Raw genomic sequence first — 22,077 nt, forward strand, 5'->3', positions numbered from 1 at the left:
CGCGAGGCCCCGGTCAGCCGGCGGAGGCCCCCTGCGCCCTCCTCGCGGCCCGCTCCCCGGCGTCGCGGTGGGGCAGGAGCACGCCCAGACCCCAGTGCAGCAGCAGGCCGCTGGCCAGCCCCACGAGCCACCCGTAGTCCGCCAGCGGGGCCAAGAACGGGATCAGGCCCTCGGCCGGGAAGGGTCCCGAACCCTCGGGGGAGTGCGAACCGCCCACGGCCAGCACCGAGCCGACGCCGAAGGCCACCAGGGCGCGCCAGTTCCACCCGTGCCGGTACCAGTACTCCGAGCCGCGCTCGTACAGCGCGGGCAGGTTCATCCGCGTGCGGCGCAGCAGCCAGTAGTCGGCGAGCAGGATGCCCGCCACGGTGCCCAGGAGGCCGCCCACCGTGCCCAGCCAGGTGAAGATGTAGACGCTCTCGTTCTCCAGCAGCCGCCACGGCATGATCAGCACGCTGAGCACGCAGGTGGTGATCGCCCCGGCGCGGAAGCTGATCAACTGCGGCCGGAGGTTGGACAGGTCGTAGGCCGGACCGACCAGGTTGGCCGCGATGTTGGTGGAGACCGTGGCCAGCAGCACGACGAAGACCGCGAAGAGCAGGCCGATCCCGCTGTCCATCCGCGCCACGACGTCGATCGGGTTCCACAGGGGTTCGCCGTAGACGGCCGCGGTGCCCGCCGTGACCATGACGGCCAGCAGCGAGAACAGCGTCATCGTGGTGGGCAGCCCCAGCGACTGGCCCACCACCTGGGCGCGCTGGGAGGACGAGAAGCGCGTGAAGTCGCTGATGTTGAGGGTCAGGGTCGCCCAGTAGCCGATCACGCCCATCAGCGACGGGAAGAACAGCGCCCAGAAGGAGGGCCCCCAGTCCAGGGGCTCGCCCGAGTCCAGGGACAGCATCGGGGCCAGCCCCCCGGCCTCCACGGCCATCCAGGCCAGCAGCGCGACGCCGCCGAGGATCATCAGCGGCGCGGCCCACACCTGGGTCCGGCGCACGCCCTCCATGCCCCACAGGATGATCGCGAGCTGGGCGACCCAGAACAGGCCGAAGGACAGCCACAGCGTCCACGGTTGGCCGCCCAGCGCCGCCGCCCCCGTCCACCCGTCGCCGAGCAGCCGCCCGAGCAGGACGTAGACCCCCTGGCCGCCGACCCAGGTCTGGATGCCGTACCAGCCGCAGGCGACCGCGCCGCGCAGCAGCGCGGGCAGGTTGGCGCCGCGCAGGCCGAAGGAGGCGCGCGCGAACACGGGGAAGGGGATGCCGTACCTGGCGCCCGCGTGGCCGGTCAGCACCATGGGCAGCAGGACGACGAGGTTGCCCAGGACCACGGCGAGCATGGCCTGGCGCCAGTCCATGCCCGCCGCGATCAGGCCGCTGGCCAGGGTCCAGGCCGGGATGCTGACCGACATGCTCACCCACAGGGCGCCGAAGCTGCCGGTGCCCCAGGTGCGCCGGGACATCGGGACGGGCTGGAGGTCGGCGTTGACGTAGGGGCCCTCGGGCAGGGCGGTCCCCTCGGCGAGGGACACCCGGCCGTCGGGGTGGGTGACGGTTGAGGGTTCCGGCGGGGTCGGGCTGTGGGTCACGGGTCACCTGGTCTCGGCGGGCGGACGGGGAGGGCGGGGGATGCGAAGCACTGCCGGGCCCACCGGGGGAACCCCTGGAAGCGCGGCGAAAAGTCCGGATTCGTTCCGGGCCGCCGAATATCCTCGCACGTCACGAGGCGCACAGGTGTCGTGGGCGGGTCGGGAGGGTTACCGCCGGACCGTCCGCCCCGAAGGGAGGCCCCCGTGCGGCGGGGGAGCGGGCCCGGACGCCGTCCCGTCCGGGCCGTCCCCGACCGGTGCGCCGGTCCCGGGCCGAGGCCTTCCGAGCCCCGGCCCCCTCCCGCCCTCCGCTCCGGGGACGGGGCCGCCACGGCGCGGTCGCCCGCGCCCCGGCGGCCCCGCGGCGCGGGTCAGGACACGGCAGGGACGACGTGGCGCCCGTAGGCGTCGATGACCCCGTCCACGTCGTCGTGCATCGCGTACACCGCGAACTGGTCCACGCCCGCCTCCCGGAGCCGCTCCAGCTTCCGCACGTGCTCCTCCACCGGCCCGACCAGGCAGAACCGGTCGACGATGCCGTCCGGGACGAACGCGGTGTCGGGGTTGTCCGCCCGGCCGTGGTGGCTGTAGTCGTAGCCTTGTCGGGTCCTGACGTAGTCGGTCAGCTCCCGCGGGACCGCGTCGGAGGAGTCGCCGTAGCGGGCGACCAGGTCGGCCACGTGGTTGCCCACCATGCCGCCGAACCAGCGGCACTGCTCCCGCGCGTGGGCCAGTTCCCGCTCGGAGCCGTCGGTGACGTAGGCGGGCGCCGCCACGCACACCGTCACCGCGTCGGGGTCGCGCCCGGCGTCGGCCGCGGCCGTGCGCACCGCCCTGACCATCCACTCGGTCAGGTAGGGGTCGGCCAGCTGGAGGATGAAACCGTCCGCCTGGCGGCCCGCCAGTTCCAGGGCCCGGGGCCCGTAGGCGCCCATCCACACGGGCAGGGAGCCGTCGCGCACCCACGGCAGGCGCAGGGCCGCGCCGTCCACGTCGGCATCCCGGCCCTCGGCCAGGTCCTTGATCGCGCGCATCGCCCGGGACAGGCGTTCCAGGGTGGCGGGACGGCGGCCCGCCACCCGCATGGCCGAGTCGCCCCGCCCGATCCCGCACACCGTGCGGTTGCCGAACATGTCGTTCAGGGTGGCGAACAGCGAGGCGGTCACCTCCCAGGCGCGCGTGCCCGGGTTGGTCACCATGGGCCCCACGACCAGGCCGCCGGTGCGTTCCAGGATCCGGCTGTAGACGACGAAGGGCTCCTGCCAGAGCACGACCGAGTCGAAGGTCCACCCGTGGGTGAAGCCGTACCCTTCCGCGCGGACCATCCGCTCGACCAGCAGGTCGGCGGGCGGGTCGGTCTGGAGGACGAGTCCGATGTCCATGTGCTGCCCTCTCGTTCAGACCAGGTACTGGCAGGTGGACCGGGGCACGTACCGGCCGTGCCCGGCCTCGCCCAGGTAGGAGCCGCGGTCCACCACGACCCGGCCGCGCGAGAGCACGGTGCGGGCCCGGCCGGTGACCCGTCTGCCCTCGTAGGCCGAGTAGTCCACGTTCATGTGGTGCGTCTCGGCCGACAGAACGTGCTCGGCGCCGGGGTCGTAGACCACGATGTCGGCGTCCGAACCCGGGCAGATCGTGCCCTTGGCCGGGTACAGGCCGAACATGCGGGCCGGGGTGGCGCAGGCGATCTCGATCCACCGGCGCCTGCCGATGCGGCCCTCCACCACGGCCTGGTGCAGCAGGTCCATGCGGTGCTCGACCCCCGGCATGCCGTTGGGGATCCTGGAGAAGTCGCCCCGGCCCAGGTCCTTCTGCCCGGTGAAGCAGAACGGGCAGTGGTCGGTGGAGACCACGGACAGGTCATTGGTGCGCAGCGCCCGCCACAGATGCTCCTGGTGCTCCCGGGGCCGCAGAGGTGTGGAGCACACGTACTTGGCGCCCTCGAAGCCGGGCTCGGCGAGGTTGTCGGCGGACAGGAACAGGTACTGGGGGCAGGTCTCGCCGAACACGTTGAGCCCCATTCCGCGCGCCCGGGCCAGCTCCTCCACAGCCTCCCGGGCCGAGACGTGCACCACGTACAGCGGCGCGCCCGCCACCCGGGCGAGCTGGACGGCGCGGTGGGTGGCCTCCGACTCCAGCAGGGCCCTGCGCACCTCACCGTGGTACCTCGGGTCGGTCCTGCCCTCGGCCAGGGCCTGCTCGACCAGCACGTCGATGGCGATGCCGTTCTCGGCGTGCACCATGGTCAGCGCGCCGTTGGCGGCGCCGCGCTGCATGGCTCGCAGGATCTGGCCGTCGTCGCTGTAGAACACGCCCGGGTAGGCCATGAACAGCTTGAACGAGGTCACACCCTCGTCGACGAGGGCGTCCATCTCCCCGAGCGAGGACGCGTTGACGTCGGAGAGGACGGCGTGGAAGGCGTAGTCCACCGCGCAGTTGCCCTCGGCCTTGGCCATCCACGCGTCCACGCCCGCGCGCACCGGCTCCCCGGGCCGCTGGATGGCGAAGTCGACGATCGTGGTGGTGCCGCCCCAGGCGGCGGCCCGGGTGCCCGTCTCGAAGGTGTCGGAGGAGGAGGTGCCGCCGAAGGGCATCTCCATGTGGGTGTGGCCGTCCACCCCGCCGGGAACGACGTAGTGCCCGGCGGCGTCGATGACCTCGGCGCCGCTGTCGGCCCAGGACCGGGCGGCGTCGCTGCCGCGCAGCGCGAGCGCGGCCACCCTCTCGCCCTCCACGAGGACGTCGGCCTCGGTCTCCTCGGCGGCGGTGACGACCAGGCCGCCGCGGATGACGGTGCGTCGTGCCATGGCGCGCCCCCTCAGCCCTGGACCAGCGGGCCGTAGGCGTCGGGCCTGCGGTCGCGGTAGAAGGCCCACTGCCGGCGGACCTCGTCGACCATGTCCAGGTCCAGGTCGCGCACGACCAGTTCGGCGGAGGTGTCGGAGGCGACGTCGCCGACGAACTGCCCGCGCGGGTCGGCGAAGTAGCTGGTGCCGTAGAAGTCGTTGTCGCCGTACTCCTCCACGCCCACGCGGTTGATCGCGGCGACGAAGTAGGCGTTGGCCACGGCCGCCGCGGTCTGCTCCAGCTTCCACAGGTGGGCGGACAGGCCGCGGCTGGTCGCGGACGGGTTGTACACCAGTTCGGCTCCGGCCAGCCCCAGGGCCCGCCAGCCCTCGGGGAAGTGGCGGTCGTAGCAGATGTAGACGCCGATGCGTCCGGCGGCGGTGTCGAAGACGGGCCAGCCGAGGTTGCCGGGGCGGAAGTAGTACTTCTCCCAGAAGCCGTGGACCTGGGGGATGTGGTGCTTGCGGTACTTGCCCAGGTAGCTGCCGTCGGCGTCGACGACCGCGGCGGTGTTGTAGTAGAAGCCGGGGGACTCCACCTCGAAGACCGGCAGGACCATGACGATGCCCAGCTCCCGGGCCAGCGCCCTGAACCGGGTGACGGTGGGGCCGTCGGGGACGGCCTCGGCCCAGCGGTGGTGCTCGGGGTCCTGCACCTGGCAGAAGTAGGGGGCGTTGAACACCTCCTGGAAACCGATCACCCGCGCGCCCTGTGCGGCGGCGTCGCGCGCGTGCTTCTCATGGACGGCGAGCATGGATTCGGTGTCGCCCGTCCATTCGGTCTGGACGAGTGCGGCACGGACGTTGTGCGGCATGTGTTCCTCGTTCCTGCGTGTGCGCCGCCGGGGCGGGCGAGAACGGTTGTTACGTCCGCGTGTGTCCTGCTGGCACGGTGGTGCGAGCGGGTGGTGCGCGTGCCGTCGCACCTTAGGTAACGTCGAATGGCCGGTCAATGTCCGACATCCGCGTTCTCCGCGCGCGGCCGGGTGAAGGAATTGCGCGATCGTGCCCTTGCGGGGTGTGATGTCCTTTCTGTGGCACGCGGAATTTCAGAGGAAATGACATGTTTTCCGGCTTTTTCCCGCTGAATTTCGGATGAGGACACACACTCCCCCCCCGGCCGCCGCGCGGTCAGGCGGCGGTGCGGTCCCCGGTGACGGACGCGCCGCCGACACCGAGGGGTCCGAACGCGCCCTCGCTCCGCTCGGCGCGGTCGTCGAAGACGAAGACGATGAGCAGGACCAGGCCGATCCCGATGAGGAACAGGGCGCCGCAGCCCAGGCTCAGGAACAGCCAGGGGGAGTGCTCCTTGGCGCCTCGGGGCTCCCCGGGGGAGGGAGGGCCCGGACGGGCGAAGCCGGGCGCGGGCGGCGGCCCCGGGGGAGGCTGCCAGCCGGTGGGCGGCATGCCTCCGGGGGGAGGGCCCATGGGCGGCTGGTCGCGGTCCGCGGATCCGTCACCGGGACCGTGCGGGGGCTGGCTCATGGCGGGGCCTGGCTTTCTGCTGCGGGCGTCGGCTGAGCGCCGGTGCCGGGTGGCGCCGTGCGGGAGGCGGCGGTGGCGCGCCGCCGCCTCCTAGTGTGGGGGACATGGCACGACTGCTCATCGTTCACCACACGGTCTCGCCCGCGACCCGGCAGTTGCTGGAGGCGGTCCTGGAGGGCGCCCGCGACGACGACATCGAGGGGGTCGAGGTGCGTGCGGAGGCGGCGCTGTCGGCCACGGCCAGCGACCTGCTCGGCGCCGACGCCGTCGTCCTGGGGACCCCGGCCAACATCGGGTACATGTCGGGCGCCCTCAAACACTTCTTCGACACCGTCTTCTACCCCGCCCAGGGGGCGACTGAGGGGCTTCCCTACGCGCTGTACGTGCACGGGGACGACGACGCCTCCGGCGCGGTCCGGGCGGTCGAGTCGATCGCCAAGGGCATGGGGTGGCGGCGGCACCGCCCGCCGGTCACCGTGACGGGCCGCCCGGAGGCACGGGACCGCGAGGCCTGCTGGGAACTGGGCGCCGTCACCGCGCTCGCCGCCCTGGAGCGTGCCTGAGCCGACCCGCACGGGTCACGGGCTCCGACGTACGCGGCTCGCGGGCCGCTCCGGCGAACCCGCCGCCACGGCGGCGGACGAGCGGGCGGGAAGCCGGAAAAGGGAGCTTTCACTTACATTTAGGGTAGTTTGTACATATTTAATCGCCCTTGGCGCTTCTTGGAGTGGCGCTCACGGTACGGAATGGACATCCCCCATGCAGGAATCCCCGACTTCCTGGGCGAGAACGCCTGAAGACAGAAGAACGGCTACCTTCCGCAGCGGAGGCTACGTGGCCCTGGGGGCCTTCGGTATGGCGATGGTTGTGCCGCTCCATCTTCCTCTGTCGTGGGAGGAGGCTGTTCGGCACGGTTTCTCCAGCAGCGACCTCTGGATCATGTGCCCGCTGCTCGGAGGGATGATCACCCTTTTCTACATGCTCAGTTTCTATCCCCGGGTGAGGCTATCCGCGGAGGGCGTTGAACTGAGGGACTTCGTATCGCGGCACTTCGTCCCCTGGAGGCATGTGGTGACGTTGGACGCTGAGGGGCGTGGCCGCTTTGTCATAGGTGCCAGTGATGGGACGACGGCCTCCAATCTCCAGTACGGAGGGTCTTTGGGAGGGGAGCTGATTCGCTACCGACACCACAGACGAGCGGTGCGCCGGGTCGAGCGCTGGCGGGCGCGGTATGCCGACGCGCCGGGCAGCACGCGCGGAATCGAGGAGGTGGAGGGCTTCCCGGGCCGTGTTTGCCTCGTTGTCCTCGCCATCACCCAGGTACACGTTTTCGTGGGAATCGCGATCCACTACCTCGGTGGCTGACAGAGCCGGGCGCGGAGTCTTTCATCGGAAGACGGTCAGCATCCCCTGCCGCCTACACGGAGAGGCGCCGGTCACCGTGACGGACCGACCGGGCGCACAGGACCGCGAGGCCTGCTGGGAGTTGGGCGCCGTCACCGCGCTCGCCGCCCTCGGTAAGGGGTGAGTCGTCCTCGGAACGTGGAACGGCCCCCGGATCGGCCGAGGGCCGTCTCGCGTAGGCCGTTCAGAACTGATCGCTGTCGACAGCTTGGCCGATCGGGAAGACATGCCGTGTCGCCGCGCAGATCGTCTCCAGCGCGTGGACGGGCACGTCCTCGGTGGAGTGGCTGACACGGAGCACCTGCACCACCCACTCGCCGGGAATGTCGAGCAGGTCCGCCTCGTACGGTGTCGCCGGGCGCGCGGTCAGCGTCTCGGTGGCGTGTCCGAACCGGTGCCCAAGATCCTCGATGGCGGCCTGGAGGGTCGGTAGAACGAATCCCTCACCGTCCAACCTGGTGTTCTCGCCGACGTCCACCCGGAAGTACGACGTGCTGATGCGCACGGGCACCTCATTGGCCCAGAACATCTTGCGTCGGGCGATGACCGGGTCCCCGGGTTCGAGGCGTAGTCCCAGGGCGACGTGTTCGTTCGCGGGCTCCTGCCCCACGAACAGCATCTTCCGCTCCGGAGTGAGCCCCTGCTGCTGTGCCTCGGTCAGGTAGAGCGACTTCGAACCGCGTGTGCTCGGAGGGGTCGGCAGCGCACGCTGGACGAGTACGCGCGGACGTGGCTCGACGGGACCGGTGGGCGCCTTGTGCGCGGATTCCTCCGCGCCCGCCTTCTTCATCTGGCTCACCCGGCCGGGCGACACGCCGAGGTGCCGAGCGATGTCCTCCTGACGCATCCCGGACTGCTGGGCCTCGATAATGGCTCCGCGCCGAATCCGGGACAGCTCAACGCTCTGCCCCTGGAGGCTCGTCATCGCGGCGGAAGCGGCGCGGGCTCTCTCCAGCGGGTCCGGCATAGCGGCGATGTCATGCAATGTCCGTGCGTCCAAGACGAATCCTCACTTCAGGTACTCCATCACCACGGACTTTAGCCCCCCTATTGCGTCGAGCGAAAGGTCGAGTTACTGTCATCACACGCGGAGGGTTTAGCCCCTATAAAGTCAGCGGCTCCGCGCTGACTCGTGGGTGTTGGAGCGTTTGGCGGTCACACTCCCAGTGTGCCTCAGGCGCCGGAACCCGAGCGTGGCACCGCGCGGCATGCGGCTTGGCGGTCACGGCTGCGCGGTGTCTCGTCCTGATGGCCCGCCGGGCTTCCCATCCGGTACCTTGCCCGAGGAGACGCCCCATGCGCTACCTGTCCCTGATCGCGTCCGCGCTGTGGCCAACGGCTCGCACGAGCGCACGCCACGCCCGTCGGCGCGGGCCCCGCGTCCGCCGGTACGCGTCCCGCCTGCCCGCTCCGCGCCCGCACGTCATCACGGGTCCGATTCCGCTCCTCACACTCCGGACAGCTCCAGGGGCGGAGATTCCTCCGCTCCCTCCCAGGCCCGTGCTCCCCTGGGAAGCCGAGTGGACCTTCGAGCCGGTGGACGTGCTCCAGCTCCGGAGCGCGGACCGCTACCAGCTCGGAGTCAGGATCCTGCCGGGGGTCTCATGCCAGGAGAAGCGTCCCGGACGTCACCGTCGGACGGTGGCCGCGTGAAGGCCCGCGTGTGCGTCTGCGACATCCGCGAGCTGCCGACCCTCCAGGGTCTGCGCGCCTGGGCCGCCGCCCACCGGTGCCGGGTGATCTACCTCGGCCCGACGCTGGAGGGACAACCCTTGTACGGCGCGACCAGGGGGACGGTCACCCGCGTGGCACGGGAGCACCGTCCAGACCCCCGCCCGCACAGGCTCGTCTGGGCATCGCCGCTGGAACACCTGGTGGTGGACCGGTGACCCCCCTGGACCATCTGCTCAACGATCTCATCCAGGGCCGGTGGGTGCTCACCCTGGAGGGTGACTAGGTCGTCGCGTACCGACCGCCGGGCTGGACCGGTCCGGGCGACCCGCACGAGCGGATCGCCGCCTCCTCCCACGAGGCCATGCGCGCCGCGTTGACGCGTCGGCAGAAGGAGAAGGACTGATGGACGGCTGTACGGTCTGGTCCTTGCCCTGGGCCCGTTGGTGGGTCTGGTGTTGTCCGGTCCACGAGTGGGTGGAGCACCGTTCCCACGTCGATGTGCCGCCCCCGCGTCCACTGGGGGACTGAGAACTCCATGCTCCCGGGGATGGGGTGCGAAGCGGCGAACCCGCCGCCACGGCGGCGGACGAGCGGGCGGGAAGCCGGAAAAGGGCGGGAAAGTCTGGGTAAGGGGTTGGCTGGGCCGGTGTCGGGTACGGCGTGGCGGTTTCGCCGAGTTCGACCAGCGGGTCAGGATGGGCCCAGGCCGTCGGGGAACGCGGGGAGGCGCACCCTTGTCCCGTCCGGCGCCGCAGACCTTCCGTCCGCCCCTCCGCCCGCGACCGCCGTCCCCCGGGACGGGACCGGACCCCCGATCAGCCCCTCCCCAGACACACCGCGTGGCCGCCCACTGGCCCAAGTCCTCAGGCCGCGCGGTGTTTGCCTCAGAGGCGGCGCCGGTCCGCGGACCGGCGTCAGTAGCCCCGCCAGGCCCCCTGGTGGTAGCCGATGATCCTCGGGTGCATGAGGGTCGACTCCTCCACGTCCTCCTCGCGGCGGTCCTTGGGGAAGACCTGCGCGGCCTCCAGCAGGGCCGGGTCGAGGAAGCTCAGCGGCGGCGCGTCCCCGGGGACGCGCAGCTCGGGTGCGGACCCGGGTGAGGTGAGGTAGAAGCCCCAGTTGCCGAAGCTCGGCACGTCCACGTTGTAGGGCGTGACCGCCAGGTCCGCCGCCTCCAGGGAGTCGCCCACGCCCCAGTAGGCCTCCGGAGCGAAGAAGGGCGAACCCGCCTGCACGACCATGCGGCCCTCCTCGGACAGGGCGTGGCGCAGGAGGGCGTAGAACTCCACCGAGTAGAGCTTGGCGGTGCCCACGGAGTCCCCGTCCGGGAGGTCGGCGATGATGACGTCGAACTCCTCGCGGTTCTCGCGCAGCCACTGGAAGGCGTCGGTGTTGATCACGTCCACACGCGGGTCCTCGAAGGAGTCCCCGTTGAGGCCGCTGATCACCGGGTCGGTCGAGGCCAGCTCGATCACGGCCGGGTCCAGGTCCACCAGGGTGGCCGAGGCCACGTCGTCGTAGGCCAGGATCTCGCGCAGGGCCAGGCCGTCGCCGCCGCCCAGCACCAGCACGTCCCCGTGCGGTCCCGCCATCGCCGGGTGCACCAGCGACTCGTGGTAGCGGTACTCGTCCAGGCTGGAGAACTGGAGGCTCCCGTTGAGGAACAGGCGCACGTCCCGGCCGTCCAGGGACCGGGTGAGCACGATCTCCTGGTACTCGGAGCGCTCCGCGTGCACGATCGGGTCGCGGTACAGCGCCTGGCGCGCGTCCACCTCGAACTGGTCGGCGTAGGCGTAGGCCAGGCCGAGCACCGCGATGATGAGCGCCAGGCCCAGGCTCAGACCCGCGTAGGCCCGCCGGGTCAGCTCCGCGCGGAACAGCCACAGCACCACCGCCACGCCGACGACGGCGTTGAGCGCGCCCACCATCAGCGCGCCCTTGGGCAGGCCCAGCAGAGGGAGCAGCAGGAACGGGAAGGCCAGGCCGCCGATCAGGCCGCCCACGTAGTCCGCGGCGAACAGGTCGGCGACCGCGTCGGAGGCGTCCTGCCTGCGGATGCGCTGGATCAGCGTCATCAACAGCGGGATCTCCATGCCGATGAGGAGCCCGATGGCGAACGACAGCGCCACCAAGGCGGGCTGGTAGGCGGAGAACCAGGCGAACGCCCCGTACAGCAGCAGCACGGACAGTCCGCCGACCAGCGAGAGCAGGCCCTCGATCACCGCGAAGGCCGCGGCGGGGTGCGCCTGGAAGCGCTTGGACAACAGGGAGCCCACGCCCATCGCGAACACCATCACCGACAGGACCACGGAGGCCTGGGTGATGCTGTCGCCCAGCAGGTAGCTGCCGATGGCGACCAGCGCGAGCTCGTACACCAGACCGCAGGCGGCGCAGACGAACACCGCCAGCAACACGAGGAACCGGGCCGCCCTGGCGGGTACCGGCAGTCGGGGCCGTGTGCGGACGGTGGTCTCAGTCAACGGAACTGCCTTCGTGTGGTGGTGCGGTGGTGCGGTCGCCCGGGGCAGGGGGCCGGTGGGGGGAGGGGCGTCAGGTCAGGGCCGCGGCGATGACGACCGCGATCGCCACGTGTGCGGAGGCGCTCACCCAGGTGGCCGGGTGCGGCTCGTCGTTGCTGATCATCTGGGCGATCTTGGCGGGGACGAGGAGGTCGATCAGCACGAATGACAGCGCCATCACGCCCAGGCCGATCAGGCCGTAGACGGCGGCCGAGAGCAGGCCCGCGCCCAGCCCGATCTCGGACTCGCTGGAGAGGATCGCCGAGGTGACGACGATGGCCGAGCCCAGCGTGTTCGCGGACACGAGCAGGACCGCGTTGCGGTTGCGGTTCTCCCAGATCAGCACGTGCAGCTTGCCGGGCGTGAGGAGGTCGGTGAGGAGGTAGCCCAGCACGAGGATGGCGATGCCCACTCCGCCGTAGGCGAGGGCTCCGAGCGCGTTGAGGAGGATCTCGTTCATGGTCCTGTTCGCAGGTAGGGGATTTCGGTTGACGTGTTCGTGACGTGTGGGGAAGGAGACTACTTGCCGAAGCCGCTGCCGCCGCCTCGGTAGTTGCTGCCGCTGCCGTTGCTGCTGCTGCCGCCGCTGTAGCTGCTGCTGTTGTTGTCCCTGTAGCTGCTGCCGCCGGTGCCCCCGCCGAAGAAGAAGAATCCTCCGCCGCCGGAGGATCCCGAGGACCCGTCGCAGTCGTCATCGTCATAGCCCTCGATCTGGACCACGTCGTCGTCGGGGCAGTAGTTGTTGCTGTTGTTGGAGCAGGCGCTGAGCAGGATCAGGACCAGCAGGATGACGCCGATCACGACGAACACCGTGATGATGACGTTCCTGTTGCCGTTGTTCGCGGGCTCCTCGTATGCCTTCATGGTGCGGTTCTCCCTGAAGTGGGGGGAAGGGTCACGGTCGAGGTGGTCGTCACCAGCTCGCCGCTCTGGGGGTAGGCGTGCCAGGTGCGCCAGCCGAGTGGTCCGCCGGGGACCAGGTGCAGCGCGGTGACCGCCAGCGGATCGCCGGGGAAGGCGACGAGCAGGCCGCCGGGGGAGTCCTCCACCTCCCGGTGGATCCCCTCCACCCGGCGGGCCAGTTCGGTGCGGGTCAGGGACTCCACGCGCGAGCCGAAACGGTAGCCGCCCAGGTCGGGACGGTCGGCGCTGCCGGGCAGACCGCCGGGGAGGCCGGGCAGGCAGGCCACCGTCTCCACCAGCGGCTCCCCGGCCACCAGGGCCCCGGGCGACGGCTCCGGCGTGACGACCACCTGGTGGGAGGCGCCGAGCACCCGCAGCTCGACCCGGGCCCCCGGCACCCGGACGGTGCGGGCGGCCAGGGGGTCGACCAGCGGGTGGCGCAGGGCCCAGACCAGGTCGTCGGCGCTGGTGTCGACGAAGGGGGCGCTGATGCTCGCGCGCACGTTCCGGTCAGCTCCCCGGGTAGATGGTGAAGGTGCCCGGGGCGACCTTGTTCCCCGTGCTGGCCTCCCAGCGCCCGTGGTCGAAGCGCTCGAAGGACAGCAGCCGTCCGTCGTCGGACTCGTAGTCGGCGTAGTCCAGGCCCCCGGAGGCCTTGAGCCCGGTGGTGCCCTCGGAGCGGTAGGAGCCGGTGCCCTTCTCCTGGAGCCGGTAGACGGTGCCCTCCAGCTCGATGCTCTTGCCCTGGGGGATGATGTCCAGGTCGGGGCGGCCGGTCCACAAGGCCAGCTCCACGTCGGGGTCCTCCTCCACCGAGAGCCAGCGCTTGCCGCCCTCGACCTCCAGGAAGTGCTCCGACCAGGTGAAGCCGCCCTCGGACAGGCGCAGGGTGCCGCGGATCCAGGTCCGCTCGGTGCCCCAGTCGATCATGTCGCCCGCCTTGATGGCGCGCGGGTCGCCGGCGGTGCTGTCGCCCGTGTCGGCGAAGGGGTCCCGCGGCGGGGCGGGGGGTTCGGGGGCCGTCTTCGGTTTCTTGGCGCGCTGTGCGTAGATCAGGACGCCGATCACGACGGCGACGCCGACCAGGATGAGCAGCAGCAGGAGTTCGATGGCCAATGTTCCTCGTTTCGCGGTGGGGCATGGGGGAGCGAGGCCGTGTACGTCCCCTGCCTGCGTGTTCCCCGGGGCCGGGCAATCCTACTGACGCTCTGACGCCGCGTGCGAGGGGTCGGTTCCACATGTGACCAGATCAGGACACGAAAGACGCCCGGTCCGGGAACCTCTCACGGACGGTGATCGTTGATAACGGTCCCGTGTCCGGGAGTACGCCGCGGCGCGCTCCCGGACACGGGACCGGGACGCCGGCGCCCCGGTCCCGGCGGCTCGGGCCGACGCGTCCGTGTCCCGGTGCGCAGGGGTTTCAGACCCGGGGGTCTCCGGTCTCCACCGGGAGGGTGTCGTCGCCTCCCCAGCGGCTCCACGACCCCGGGTACAGACGGGCGCCGGCGTACCCGGCGTGCTCCAGGGCGAGCAGGTCGTGGCAGGCGGTGACTCCGGATCCGCAGTAGGCGGTGACGGTGTCGGCGGAGTCGGCGCCGAGGGCGGCGAAGCGTTCACGCAGGATTCCCGGGGCGGCCAGGAGCCCGTCGTCGTCCAGGTTCCCCGTCCACTCGGCGCTGCGGGCTCCCGGCACGTGCCCCGGCCGGGCGTCGACGGGTGCGGGCCGCTCACCGGTGTAGCGTTCGCGGGCGCGGGCGTCCACCAGCAGGTGCGCCGGATCGCCCGCCTCGGCGCGGACGGTGTCGGTGTGCACGATCCGGTCCGCGGGCCAGGGCAGCGGGGTGCGGTGCACCGGCCGGGGGGCGACGTCGCCCTCCTCCAGTTCGCCGGTCCACGCCTGGACGCCCCCGTCGAGGAAGGCCGCCGGGGTGCCCAGCACGCGCAGCATCCACACCAGGCGGGCGGCCACGGAACCGCCCGCGTCGTCGTAGACCACCACGGAGGAGTCGTCGCCGATGCCGAGGCGGCCGAGGGCGTCGGCGAAGTCGGCAGCGGAGGGCAGCGGGTGGCGTCCGCCCTCGGCACCGGCCGGGGCGGCCAGGTCGGTGTCCAGGTCGGTGAAGACGGCGCCGGGCAGGTGTCCGGCGCGGTGGGCGTCGCGGCCGGAGCGCCCGTCGAGGTACCACCGGGAGTCGACGAGGACCACCCGGTCGCGGTTTTCGCGGAGCCAGTCGGCCGACACGGCCACCGGCAGGGTCAGGAGTTCGGACATGGGCACCACACTAGGCGTTCCGTCCCGGCAGGTGGGGAGGGGTGTGCCCGGTGCCCGCCGCCGTACCGGCCCGGGGGAGGGCTTACCCGGCCGCGGAACGGCGAGCGGGCTCGGGGGACGCCGTTCAGGCGCCGCGGCCCCCGTCGCCCCGGACCATGCGGTGGACGCGCAGGATCCACCACAGCCCCAGCACCGGCAGCACCAGCGGGATGAACAGGTACCCGGCGCCGAAGTTCGACCACACCGTGTCGTCGGGGAAGACTCCCGGCAGGAACAGGCTGACCGCGCCCACCGCCAGCACACCGACCAGTTCGACACTGCACGAGACCAGCGCGACCCTGCGCGAGGTCCGCCCGGCCCGGGCCAGGCCCACCGCCGCCACCAGGTAGATCACCCCGGCGAGCAGCGAGAGCCCGTAGGCCAGCGGCGCCTCGTCGAACCTCGTGGCCAGTTGGTAGCCCCCGCGCGCGGTCGCGGCGAGCGCGAACACCCCGTACACGGCGACGAGCAGCCGCCCGGGGCCGGTGCGCAGGGTTCTGTCCCGGGTCGCGGCGGACTCAGACAACGGGGCTCCAGAGCTGTTCGAGGCGGACGAACAGGACGGGCAGGATCAGGCACGCGAAGGCGATCACCGCCGGGCCCCACCTGCTCCGCTCCATGAAGCCCCACACGGCGCACGCGGGCGGCAGCAGCGCGACCGTGGCCAGGTAGGACACGAACATGGCCGTCTCGGCGGGCCGCTCGCCGCCGACCATGGTGACGACGGTGGCGGCCACCTGTCCGAGCACGAGCAGCCACAGGACAGCCATGCCGACCAGGTGCGGGACCACCATGGGCTGGTCGCGGAAGGTCGAGACGAGGCACCACCCGGCCAACGCCAGTGACACCATCTGAATCGTCATGGTCAGCCAGTCGACCACGCCGCCTCCGCTCGTCGTCCTCACGCCATGCCAGCGGGCTTCTACGACACAGCGTAGTACGTCAGGGCCACCGGAACGCACCGTCCCCCGTCGGCTCCCGGGCCGGGGCCCGCCCGACAGCGGAAACGCCCTATTCCGGACAGCGTGGACACGGGGCTTGCGAGGCGACGGTACACCCGCGTCGGATATGGTCCTCGAAGCCGCATGTGTTCCAGCCGGTACACGGCTCAGGCCCGCGGCACATTCCCTCAGGCATCGTGTACGAGACCGGAGCACCCCGTTGTCCTATCCCCAGTACCCTTCCGGCCCCCAGCAGCCTCCCCACGGTGACGGCACCGGCGGCTACCAGCCCTACGGCGGCCAGCCCGGCTACGGCCCTCCCGGCGGAGGCCAGCCCGGCTACGGAGACCCGTCCGGCGGCCAGCCGCCCTACGGGGGCCCGGGCGGACCGCCTCCCGGCCAGCCCCCCTACGGCGGCATGCCCCCCGGTGGTCCCGGAGACCCCTACGGCGGCATGCCCCCCGGCGGCCCCGGAGACCCCTACGGCCCGCCGCCCGGCGGCCAGCCCCCGAAGAAGGGCATGTCCACCGGCGCCAAGGTCGGCCTCGGCATCGGCGGCGGCTGCCTCGGCCTGGTGGTCATCGTGGTCATCGTCATCGTGATCCTCGCCTCGATGGCGGGCGGCGACGACAGCGCCTCGACCTCCACGCCCTCGGCGCCCACCCAGCAGGAGGGCACGCAGGAGTCCGAGGGCGGCGCGGCCGAGCAGCCCGCCAACGAGCAGGGCGTAACCCTGACCGCCACCGCCGCGGGCACGGCCGGTGACACCATCGACGACACCGTCTACACGGTGCTCGACGTCGAGCTCACCAACAACGGCGACGAGCCGCTCGACATCAACCCGCTCTACTTCACGACGGTGCTCTCCGACGGGACCGAGCGCACCGACTGGGCCGACGCGCTCTTCGCCGACATCCAGCACATCGAGGTCGGCACCCTCGCGCCCGGCTCCTCGGTCACGGGGCAGATCGCCGTGGTCGGCGAGGTCGTGGTGACCGAGGTCCGCTACGACCCCAGTTTCGGTATGGAGGACCCCATCGCCACGACGGTCCAGTAGTCCACGCACGCACCGCGAAGCCCCGGCCGCACGCCCCGCGGCCGGGGCTTCGTGCTGTGTTCCCGACGTTCGCCGGTGTCCGGCGGTATCCGGCCGGGTCTACTGAGGTGTCCGTCCATGCGTGCGGAGGTCTCCGAGGGGGCGTCCGGGTACGGCAACGGAGCGGCCGGGTGCGATGGCAGAACGGCCGGGTGTCGCGAAAGCCGCTTTCTACCGTGAAAGGGACCTTTTTCGCGGCTGGCTCGTATATCGTCGGCGCACGCGCGCGTCCCCGCCCGCACGCGCCCGTCCAGCGCGGTACCCGCTCCACCGCTCCCTGCGCATCCCCCGGAGCCCCGCCATGTCCCTGCCCCCGCGTTCCCCCGCCGCCGTGTCCACCGGCGGCAAGATCGGCCTCGGATGCCTGGGGTGCTTCGGCGCCCTGGTCCTGACCGTGATGATCGGCTCCTGCGCCAGCGCGCTCGCCGGAGGCGGCTCCGACCAGGCGGGTCCGCCGCCCCCGGCCGCCACGGTGACCGCGACCGTGTCCGAGACGGTGGAGCCGACCGCCACCGCGACCGAGGAGGTCGAGGTGGAGGTGACCGTCACCGCCACGGAGACCGTCACGGAGACGGTGACCGAACGCCCGGACGACGGCGGCAGCGGCGGGGGCGGTGACACCGGCGGCGGCGCCCCGGCCTACTACGAGAACTGCGACGCGGCGCGCGCCGCGGGCGCGGCGCCCGTACGCCGCGGCGACCCGGGCTACGGCTCCCACCTGGACCGCGACGACGACGGCGTCGCCTGCGAGTGACGGGAGTCCGGCCCGGGACCGGTTCCGGGCCGCCGGTGCTCCCCCTACGCCGGTGAGGCCTCCTCCGCGGAGGCCTCCGCCTTCGTGGCGGCCCCCGTCAGCGCGCGCTTGACGAGGGCGGCCTCCACTTGGTCGACGGCGTGGGCGGTCATCTTGTCGCCGTACCCGGGCAGGGCGCGGCTGCCGACGTACTCGCGGGTCAGTCGTACGGCCTCGGCGGTGGCCTCCCCGTAGTCGCCGTCGACCCCGCCCGCGCCCAGGGCGTCGCCGAAGCCCGCCCGGGTGACCTTGAGCTGGAGGAGCTTGACCGCGTCCCCCGTACTGCCGATCGCGAGTCCGAGCATGTCGTTTACCTCCGTGATCTCCCCGGGGGGCTTTTCGAACGTGCCGTCGCGGACGAGGGCGTAGGCCTTGTCGCCCGGGCACGAGGTGGAGACGAAGTCGCGGTGCCCGAGCACCGTTCCGGCGATCGACGTGTCCGGTTCCATCAGCCACTGGCGGAGCGCGCGCACGGCGTTGATCTGCTCCGGGGTGATGGCGTCCGTGGGGCCGGTGGCCAGGGTCACCGAGTAGTGGGAGGTGTTGCCCCCCGGCTGCGCGGCCTGGGTCTTGTACAGCCCCCGGCCTTCAAGGACATATCCGTGCGAACAGGACATAAAGGAATATCCGACGTCGGCCCAGCCGCGGGAGGGGCCGGTGTGGAAGGAGCGGGTGTCGCGCCAGTACTTCAGGCAGGCCGAGTGGTCCTTCGCGGCCAGCCCCTGATCGGCGCTGTCGTAGTGGATGACCAGTCCGGATCGGGGATTGGCCCGGGTCGCGGGCGAGGAACCCCATCCCAGATCGGACCGAGAGACGTATTTGCTCGGTCGAGGCATACCCCCCATTGTGTCAAGTCGACACTCCGAAGGGTAGGGGGGTGTTCACTTTGCGTGGAAAATTCCTTGTTGTCGGCCACCCGGTGTGGCGGAGCCCCCGTACCCGGAGCCCTCTGCGGCACGATGGTGGCCGACCCGAACCTGGGAGGTAACCCGTGCGCTCCGCACACACCGCCGACACCGTCCGCGAGGCCGAGCGCGCGCTCATGGCGCGCCTCCCCGAGGGGGCCCTCATGCGCAGGGCGGCCACCGGACTCGCCGCCGAGTGCGCGCGGCTGCTGCCCCGCGTGTACGGGGCGCGGGTCGTCCTCATGGTCGGCGGCGGGGACAACGGGGGCGACGCGCTGTACGCGGGCGCCGCGCTGGCCGCCCGGGGCGCGGCCGTGCGCGCCCTGATCGCCGGGCGGCGCGTCCACGAGGGCGGGATCGCCGCCCTGCGGTCGGCGGGCGGGCGGGTCCGCTGGTTCACCGACGCCCTCGCCGACGAGAGCGACCTGTTCGACGCCGACCTCGTCGTGGACGGGCTCGTGGGCATCGGCGGTAGCGGCGGCCTGCGCAGGCCGCACTCCACCCTGGCCCTGCTCGCCGCGAACGCGCCCGTCCCCGTGGTCGCCGTGGACCTGCCCAGCGGGGTGGACGCCGACACCGGCGAGGTGGCCGGACACGCCGTCCGCGCCGACGTCACGGTCACCTTCGGCACCCACAAGCCCGGCCTGTTCGTCGATCCGGGCGCCGAACACGCGGGCAGGGTCCGTCTCGTGGACATCGGGCTGACCCCGGAGCTGCCCGGGCCCGACCTGGTCAGTCCGCGGGCTGCGGACGTCGCCTCGCTCCTGCCGGTCGCCGGGGCGGAGTCGGACAAGTACCGGCGGGGCGTCCTCGCCGTCCGCGCGGGCTCCGACCGCTACCGGGGCGCCGCGGTCCTGTGCGTGGGCGGAGCGCTGCGCACCGGGGTCGGCATGGTGCGCTACGGGGGCGGCCCGGCCGTGGTGGACCAGGTGCTCGCCCGCTGGCCGGAGACCGTCGCCGGCCTCCTCGACTCGCAGATCAGCACCGACCTGTCGCCCGGGCGGGTGTCCGCCGTCGTCGTCGGCTCCGGCCGGGGCACGCACCCGGCCAACGCCGACGAGCTCCGCGCGGTCCTGGACAGCGACGTCCCGGTGCTGGTGGACGCGGACGGGCTCACCCTGCTCACCGGTGACTGGGGTGAACCGCTGTGCGAGCTGCTGCGGGAGCGGAAGGCGCACACGCTGCTGACGCCGCACGCCGGGGAGCTGGCCCGGATGCTGGGCGCGGACCGGAAGGACGTCGAGGCGCGCCGCCTGGAGCACGCGGCCCGCGCCCGCGACCGTTTCGGGTGCACGATCCTGCTCAAGGGGTCGACCACGGTGATCGCGCACCCGGGGGCCCCGGTGGTCGTCAACCCGACCGGAACGCCGCTGCTGGCCACCGCCGGGACCGGAGACGTGCTGTCGGGGGTGGTCGGCGCGCTCTTGGCCGCCGGGCTGCCCGCCAGGGAGGCGGCGATGTGCGGCGCCTACCTGCACGGACGCGCCGCCTCGCTGGCCCGGGACGGAGCCCCGATCAGCGCGTCCGACCTGCTGGAGGCGCTGCCGCTCGCGGTGGCCGAGGTCCGCCGGGCGGCCTGAGACGGAGCTGGGGCGGCATCGGGTCGCCCGCCGGGCCGCGTGGACGCCGTCCCCGGAACGCGTATAGCCGAGCCCCCATGGGTTCGCCCCGGTGCGGTTCGCGCGCGGGGCCGGGGGAGGGGTGTCGGACCGCCGTGGGATGCTGGGGTCCCCTCCCCCGGACACGACGGGCATCCCCCATGTTCCTCGCCTCCGCACCCCTGGCCGGTGCCGTCTGATCACCGCAGCGGTCCTCCTCCCACTGTTCCTCGTCGGAACCCTGATCGCGCTGTACGCGGAGACGCGTCGCATCGGCGCCCACCGCGGTGGCGACCGGACGAGCGGTCGTGCGGGGCTGTGGCGCGATGCGCTGCGGGCCGCACGGCTTCCCCGTTCGTGCGCGCGGATCTGGTGGGGATTCTTCACCGTGGCCTGTGTCCTCTGGACCGCGCGTGAGGGCGCGCCCCTCGTCGGAGCAGGGGGGTTCGTCCTCTGGGGCGTGGTCGGTCTTCCGGGAAGCCCGTCCCACGATCTCCTGCTCCGACTCCGGGCCGGGCGGGAGGCTGAAGACCGGTCCGACCCTTCGGCCGCGCGGCCGGTCACCCTGTACCGCGGCCGGTTCCGTGTCCTGGGTGTCGCCGCGGTACTGGTGATGGCGACGCTCTCCGCGGTGCTCGTGTTCGGCGCGGGGGAGGGTGACTGGTACGTGCTGGTAGCGGCCCCTCTTCTGCCGGTCCTCGGGCTGGTGGTCTGGCAGCGGACCGTCTACCCGGAGGTCCGCCTGTCCGGGACGCGCCTGCTCCTGAAGCGGTACGCCGTCTGGGTCTCCGTACCCGTGGAGTGGGTCGCGCGGGCCGACGCCGGGAACGGGGTCGCCGTCCACTTCCTCGACGGAAGGGCGTTCTGTTCGAGGGCCTGGGGGAGCACCCCGGCCCGGGACGAGGAAGCCGCCCAACGGATCACCCGGTTCGTCCGGAAGGCGGGTGAGGGGATGCTGCCCTCCGCTGACCGGCCCCTGGAGTGGGGCCGGGACCTGGTGGCGGGCCCGTTCGCCGTGTGGCTCGGGCTCGTGCTCGCCTGGATGCCCACCGGCATCTGACCTGACCACCACCCGGCACGCGGACGGCACCGACGCCGTGCCGCACGGGTCCGGTGCACGGACAGGTGCTAGACGGGGACCACGTGGACGCTCTCGGTGCCGATCGCCCGGAGGTGGGCCCCGACGTCGTCGGGGTCGCTGGTGAACACCACGGCCTCCCCGTGCCGTGCCGCGGTCCAGGCGACCATGGCGTCCACCGCGTCCGGTCGTTTCTTCGGGGGCAGGTCCGCGCTGCCCAGGAGCACGCCGATACGCCGCCAGTCTGTGGTGTCGGGCGCCGTGGAGCACATGATGCAGGTGACCTGACCGGCGCGGGACGGGCGCAGCGCGGGTGCGGAGGACCTGGCCTGGGGAACGGTGCACTCCTTGAGTACGCGCCCCAGGGCGTGCACGGTGGCCGGGTCCGACCTCCAGGCCTGTGCCAGGACCGGGCCGGGGACGATGGGGCGGTGCGGGGTCCTACCGAGCCCCTGGTGCAGGTGCGACGCCTTGGCCTTGCCCGAGGCCAGGGCGATGAGCATGCCGGTGTCGTACACCGGCACCATGGCGGTCACGCGACCTGCCCCCGGTCCGCGTCCGCCTCGTCCCCGTAGACCAGGCGCAGGGCGTCGGCGACCTCCCCGCGCTCCCCCTCGGAGAGTTCCGCTGCCTCGTCGACCGGGGTGTAGCCGGCGGCCCTGGCCTCCGCTTCGGCGATGACGGCGTCGATGCCGGAGAAGACCTCCTCGGCGGCTTCGACCTCGACCATCTGCCTGGTGGCGGCGTTCACCATGTACGAGGAGAGGTCCATCCCCGCCCGTTCCGCGTGGCTTCTGATGCGGTCCGCGTGCTCGGGGTCGAGGCTGATGCTGATGCGTACCTTGGCCATGCCCCCAATGGTATTACGCGTATTACGCCGCGTCCACCTTCGTCGGCGCCGTCGAGGGGCCGGGGCGCGGTGCTCCGGCGCCGGGT

24 protein-coding genes and 1 pseudogene are annotated in these 22,077 nt (G+C 72.2%); 8 read left to right on the forward strand and 17 right to left on the reverse strand.

Translation table 11 applies throughout. The features are described from left to right. Window positions 1-13: 13 nt before the first annotated feature. The 5 genes from AC0VX6_RS03405 to AC0VX6_RS03425 all read right to left on the reverse strand — a co-directional run bounded on the left by AC0VX6_RS03405 (window position 14) and on the right by AC0VX6_RS03425 (window position 5,919). Window positions 14-1,588 (reverse strand): NCS1 family nucleobase:cation symporter-1, encoded by a 1,575-nt coding sequence (locus AC0VX6_RS03405; protein ID WP_475467358.1) that lies wholly within the window; start codon window positions 1,586-1,588, stop codon window positions 14-16. 371 nt (window positions 1,589-1,959) lie between these two features. Next, window positions 1,960-2,970: a TIGR03842 family LLM class F420-dependent oxidoreductase gene (locus AC0VX6_RS03410; RefSeq protein WP_274976155.1), complete on the reverse strand. Its 1,011-nt coding sequence runs from the start codon at window positions 2,968-2,970 to the stop codon at window positions 1,960-1,962. Between the two features lie 15 nt (window positions 2,971-2,985). Continuing rightward, window positions 2,986-4,395: a dihydropyrimidinase gene (hydA, locus tag AC0VX6_RS03415; protein ID WP_274976156.1), complete on the reverse strand. Its 1,410-nt coding sequence runs from the start codon at window positions 4,393-4,395 to the stop codon at window positions 2,986-2,988. Between the two features lie 11 nt (window positions 4,396-4,406). Then, entirely contained in the window at window positions 4,407-5,249 is an 843-nt protein-coding gene (locus AC0VX6_RS03420) for a nitrilase-related carbon-nitrogen hydrolase (protein ID WP_274976157.1), read from the reverse strand. A 316-nt stretch (window positions 5,250-5,565) separates the two neighbouring features. Then, window positions 5,566-5,919 carry a hypothetical protein gene (locus AC0VX6_RS03425; RefSeq protein ID WP_274976158.1) on the reverse strand — a complete coding sequence of 118 codons (354 nt, stop codon included), beginning with the start codon at window positions 5,917-5,919 and terminating at the stop codon, window positions 5,566-5,568. A gap of 104 nt (window positions 5,920-6,023) precedes the next feature. On the opposite strand from AC0VX6_RS03425, the gene AC0VX6_RS03430 reads away from it, so the two are divergent. From AC0VX6_RS03430 to AC0VX6_RS03440, 3 genes and pseudogenes are all read left to right on the forward strand, one after another. After that, complete coding sequence (locus tag AC0VX6_RS03430; RefSeq protein ID WP_274976159.1) at window positions 6,024-6,482, forward strand: flavodoxin family protein; 459 nt, start codon at window positions 6,024-6,026, stop codon at window positions 6,480-6,482. A gap of 271 nt (window positions 6,483-6,753) precedes the next feature. Further along, window positions 6,754-7,284, forward strand: coding sequence for a PH domain-containing protein (locus AC0VX6_RS03435; RefSeq protein ID WP_475467359.1), 531 nt, complete (start codon window positions 6,754-6,756; stop codon window positions 7,282-7,284). A 67-nt stretch (window positions 7,285-7,351) separates the two neighbouring features. Beyond that, window positions 7,352-7,447, forward strand: a pseudogene (locus AC0VX6_RS03440) (flavodoxin); the annotation flags it as partial. Window positions 7,448-7,507: 60 nt separating this feature from the next. Here AC0VX6_RS03440 and AC0VX6_RS03445 read toward each other — a convergent pair. Then, a complete protein-coding gene (locus tag AC0VX6_RS03445) occupies window positions 7,508-8,323 on the reverse strand; it encodes a GntR family transcriptional regulator (protein WP_475467360.1) in 816 nt (271 codons plus the stop codon). Between the two features lie 649 nt (window positions 8,324-8,972). Here AC0VX6_RS03445 and AC0VX6_RS03450 point away from each other — a divergent pair. After that, the gene (locus tag AC0VX6_RS03450; protein WP_274976163.1) at window positions 8,973-9,212 is read left to right on the forward strand and encodes a hypothetical protein; all 240 of its coding nucleotides are present in this window, start codon (window positions 8,973-8,975) and stop codon (window positions 9,210-9,212) included. A gap of 699 nt (window positions 9,213-9,911) precedes the next feature. On the opposite strand, the gene AC0VX6_RS03455 is transcribed toward AC0VX6_RS03450, so the two are convergent. From AC0VX6_RS03455 to AC0VX6_RS03490, 8 genes are all read right to left on the reverse strand, one after another. Continuing rightward, window positions 9,912-11,477 carry a polyamine aminopropyltransferase gene (locus AC0VX6_RS03455; RefSeq protein ID WP_274976165.1) on the reverse strand — a complete coding sequence of 522 codons (1,566 nt, stop codon included), beginning with the start codon at window positions 11,475-11,477 and terminating at the stop codon, window positions 9,912-9,914. 70 nt (window positions 11,478-11,547) lie between these two features. Next, the gene (locus tag AC0VX6_RS03460) at window positions 11,548-11,976 is read right to left on the reverse strand and encodes a DUF350 domain-containing protein (protein ID WP_274976166.1); all 429 of its coding nucleotides are present in this window, start codon (window positions 11,974-11,976) and stop codon (window positions 11,548-11,550) included. Between the two features lie 59 nt (window positions 11,977-12,035). Further along, window positions 12,036-12,380 carry a hypothetical protein gene (locus tag AC0VX6_RS03465; RefSeq protein ID WP_274976167.1) on the reverse strand — a complete coding sequence of 115 codons (345 nt, stop codon included), beginning with the start codon at window positions 12,378-12,380 and terminating at the stop codon, window positions 12,036-12,038. Then, window positions 12,377-12,922, reverse strand: coding sequence for a DUF2617 family protein (locus AC0VX6_RS03470; protein ID WP_475467361.1), 546 nt, complete (start codon window positions 12,920-12,922; stop codon window positions 12,377-12,379). Before AC0VX6_RS03470 ends, AC0VX6_RS03465 begins: the two co-directional genes overlap by 4 nt. Window positions 12,923-12,929: 7 nt before the next feature. Then, window positions 12,930-13,535: a DUF4178 domain-containing protein gene (locus AC0VX6_RS03475; RefSeq protein ID WP_475467362.1), complete on the reverse strand. Its 606-nt coding sequence runs from the start codon at window positions 13,533-13,535 to the stop codon at window positions 12,930-12,932. A gap of 304 nt (window positions 13,536-13,839) precedes the next feature. After that, on the reverse strand, window positions 13,840-14,691 hold the full coding sequence (locus tag AC0VX6_RS03480; protein WP_274976170.1) for a sulfurtransferase: 852 nt from the start codon (window positions 14,689-14,691) through the stop codon (window positions 13,840-13,842). 124 nt (window positions 14,692-14,815) lie between these two features. Beyond that, complete coding sequence (locus AC0VX6_RS03485; RefSeq protein WP_274976171.1) at window positions 14,816-15,256, reverse strand: hypothetical protein; 441 nt, start codon at window positions 15,254-15,256, stop codon at window positions 14,816-14,818. Beyond that, window positions 15,249-15,611, reverse strand: a complete 363-nt coding sequence (locus AC0VX6_RS03490) for a cyclin family protein (protein WP_174546564.1) — start codon at window positions 15,609-15,611, stop codon at window positions 15,249-15,251. Before AC0VX6_RS03490 ends, AC0VX6_RS03485 begins: the two co-directional genes overlap by 8 nt. Before the next feature lie 280 nt (window positions 15,612-15,891). Here AC0VX6_RS03490 and AC0VX6_RS03495 point away from each other — a divergent pair, with 280 nt between their 5' ends. Both AC0VX6_RS03495 and AC0VX6_RS03500 read left to right on the forward strand, forming a co-directional pair. Then, the gene (locus AC0VX6_RS03495; protein ID WP_475467363.1) at window positions 15,892-16,728 is read left to right on the forward strand and encodes a DUF4352 domain-containing protein; all 837 of its coding nucleotides are present in this window, start codon (window positions 15,892-15,894) and stop codon (window positions 16,726-16,728) included. Between the two features lie 340 nt (window positions 16,729-17,068). Then, complete coding sequence (locus tag AC0VX6_RS03500) at window positions 17,069-17,521, forward strand: excalibur calcium-binding domain-containing protein (protein WP_475467364.1); 453 nt, start codon at window positions 17,069-17,071, stop codon at window positions 17,519-17,521. 44 nt (window positions 17,522-17,565) lie between these two features. Here the strand turns inward: AC0VX6_RS03500 and AC0VX6_RS03505 are convergent, their stop codons facing one another. Then, window positions 17,566-18,396: a peptidoglycan recognition protein family protein gene (locus tag AC0VX6_RS03505; RefSeq protein WP_475467365.1), complete on the reverse strand. Its 831-nt coding sequence runs from the start codon at window positions 18,394-18,396 to the stop codon at window positions 17,566-17,568. A gap of 155 nt (window positions 18,397-18,551) precedes the next feature. Between AC0VX6_RS03505 and AC0VX6_RS03510 the strand changes: the two genes are divergently transcribed. Beyond that, window positions 18,552-20,045: an NAD(P)H-hydrate dehydratase gene (locus tag AC0VX6_RS03510; protein WP_475467366.1), complete on the forward strand. Its 1,494-nt coding sequence runs from the start codon at window positions 18,552-18,554 to the stop codon at window positions 20,043-20,045. A gap of 631 nt (window positions 20,046-20,676) precedes the next feature. Continuing rightward, on the forward strand, window positions 20,677-21,123 hold the full coding sequence (locus AC0VX6_RS03515) for a hypothetical protein (RefSeq protein ID WP_274976176.1): 447 nt from the start codon (window positions 20,677-20,679) through the stop codon (window positions 21,121-21,123). Window positions 21,124-21,191: 68 nt separating this feature from the next. Here AC0VX6_RS03515 and AC0VX6_RS03520 read toward each other — a convergent pair whose 3' ends face one another. Further along, the gene (locus AC0VX6_RS03520) at window positions 21,192-21,677 is read right to left on the reverse strand and encodes a hypothetical protein (protein WP_475467367.1); all 486 of its coding nucleotides are present in this window, start codon (window positions 21,675-21,677) and stop codon (window positions 21,192-21,194) included. Next, window positions 21,674-21,991 (reverse strand): plasmid mobilization protein, encoded by a 318-nt coding sequence (locus AC0VX6_RS03525; RefSeq protein WP_475467368.1) that lies wholly within the window; start codon window positions 21,989-21,991, stop codon window positions 21,674-21,676. Before AC0VX6_RS03525 ends, AC0VX6_RS03520 begins: the two co-directional genes overlap by 4 nt. Window positions 21,992-22,077: the final 86 nt, after the last annotated feature.

Source organism: Nocardiopsis sp. iso_25, assembly GCF_056173305.1.

What these genes read in the sequence shown, in the direction of transcription:
- AC0VX6_RS03410 (WP_274976155.1), bottom strand. Translation starts at nt 2,970, where the DNA reads ATGGACATCGGACTCGTCCTCCAGACCGACCCGCCCGCCGACCTGCTG.
- hydA (WP_274976156.1), bottom strand. Translation starts at nt 4,395, where the DNA reads ATGGCACGACGCACCGTCATCCGCGGCGGCCTGGTCGTCACCGCCGCC.
- AC0VX6_RS03420 (WP_274976157.1), bottom strand. Translation starts at nt 5,249, where the DNA reads ATGCCGCACAACGTCCGTGCCGCACTCGTCCAGACCGAATGGACGGGC.
- AC0VX6_RS03425 (WP_274976158.1), bottom strand. Translation starts at nt 5,919, where the DNA reads ATGAGCCAGCCCCCGCACGGTCCCGGTGACGGATCCGCGGACCGCGAC.
- AC0VX6_RS03430 (WP_274976159.1), top strand. Translation starts at nt 6,024, where the DNA reads ATGGCACGACTGCTCATCGTTCACCACACGGTCTCGCCCGCGACCCGG.
- AC0VX6_RS03460 (WP_274976166.1), bottom strand. Translation starts at nt 11,976, where the DNA reads ATGAACGAGATCCTCCTCAACGCGCTCGGAGCCCTCGCCTACGGCGGA.
- AC0VX6_RS03465 (WP_274976167.1), bottom strand. Translation starts at nt 12,380, where the DNA reads ATGAAGGCATACGAGGAGCCCGCGAACAACGGCAACAGGAACGTCATC.
- AC0VX6_RS03480 (WP_274976170.1), bottom strand. Translation starts at nt 14,691, where the DNA reads ATGTCCGAACTCCTGACCCTGCCGGTGGCCGTGTCGGCCGACTGGCTC.
- AC0VX6_RS03500 (WP_475467364.1), top strand. Translation starts at nt 17,069, where the DNA reads ATGTCCCTGCCCCCGCGTTCCCCCGCCGCCGTGTCCACCGGCGGCAAG.
- AC0VX6_RS03505 (WP_475467365.1), bottom strand. Translation starts at nt 18,396, where the DNA reads ATGCCTCGACCGAGCAAATACGTCTCTCGGTCCGATCTGGGATGGGGT.
- AC0VX6_RS03515 (WP_274976176.1), top strand. Translation starts at nt 20,677, where the DNA reads ATGGCGACGCTCTCCGCGGTGCTCGTGTTCGGCGCGGGGGAGGGTGAC.
- AC0VX6_RS03525 (WP_475467368.1), bottom strand. Translation starts at nt 21,991, where the DNA reads ATGGCCAAGGTACGCATCAGCATCAGCCTCGACCCCGAGCACGCGGAC.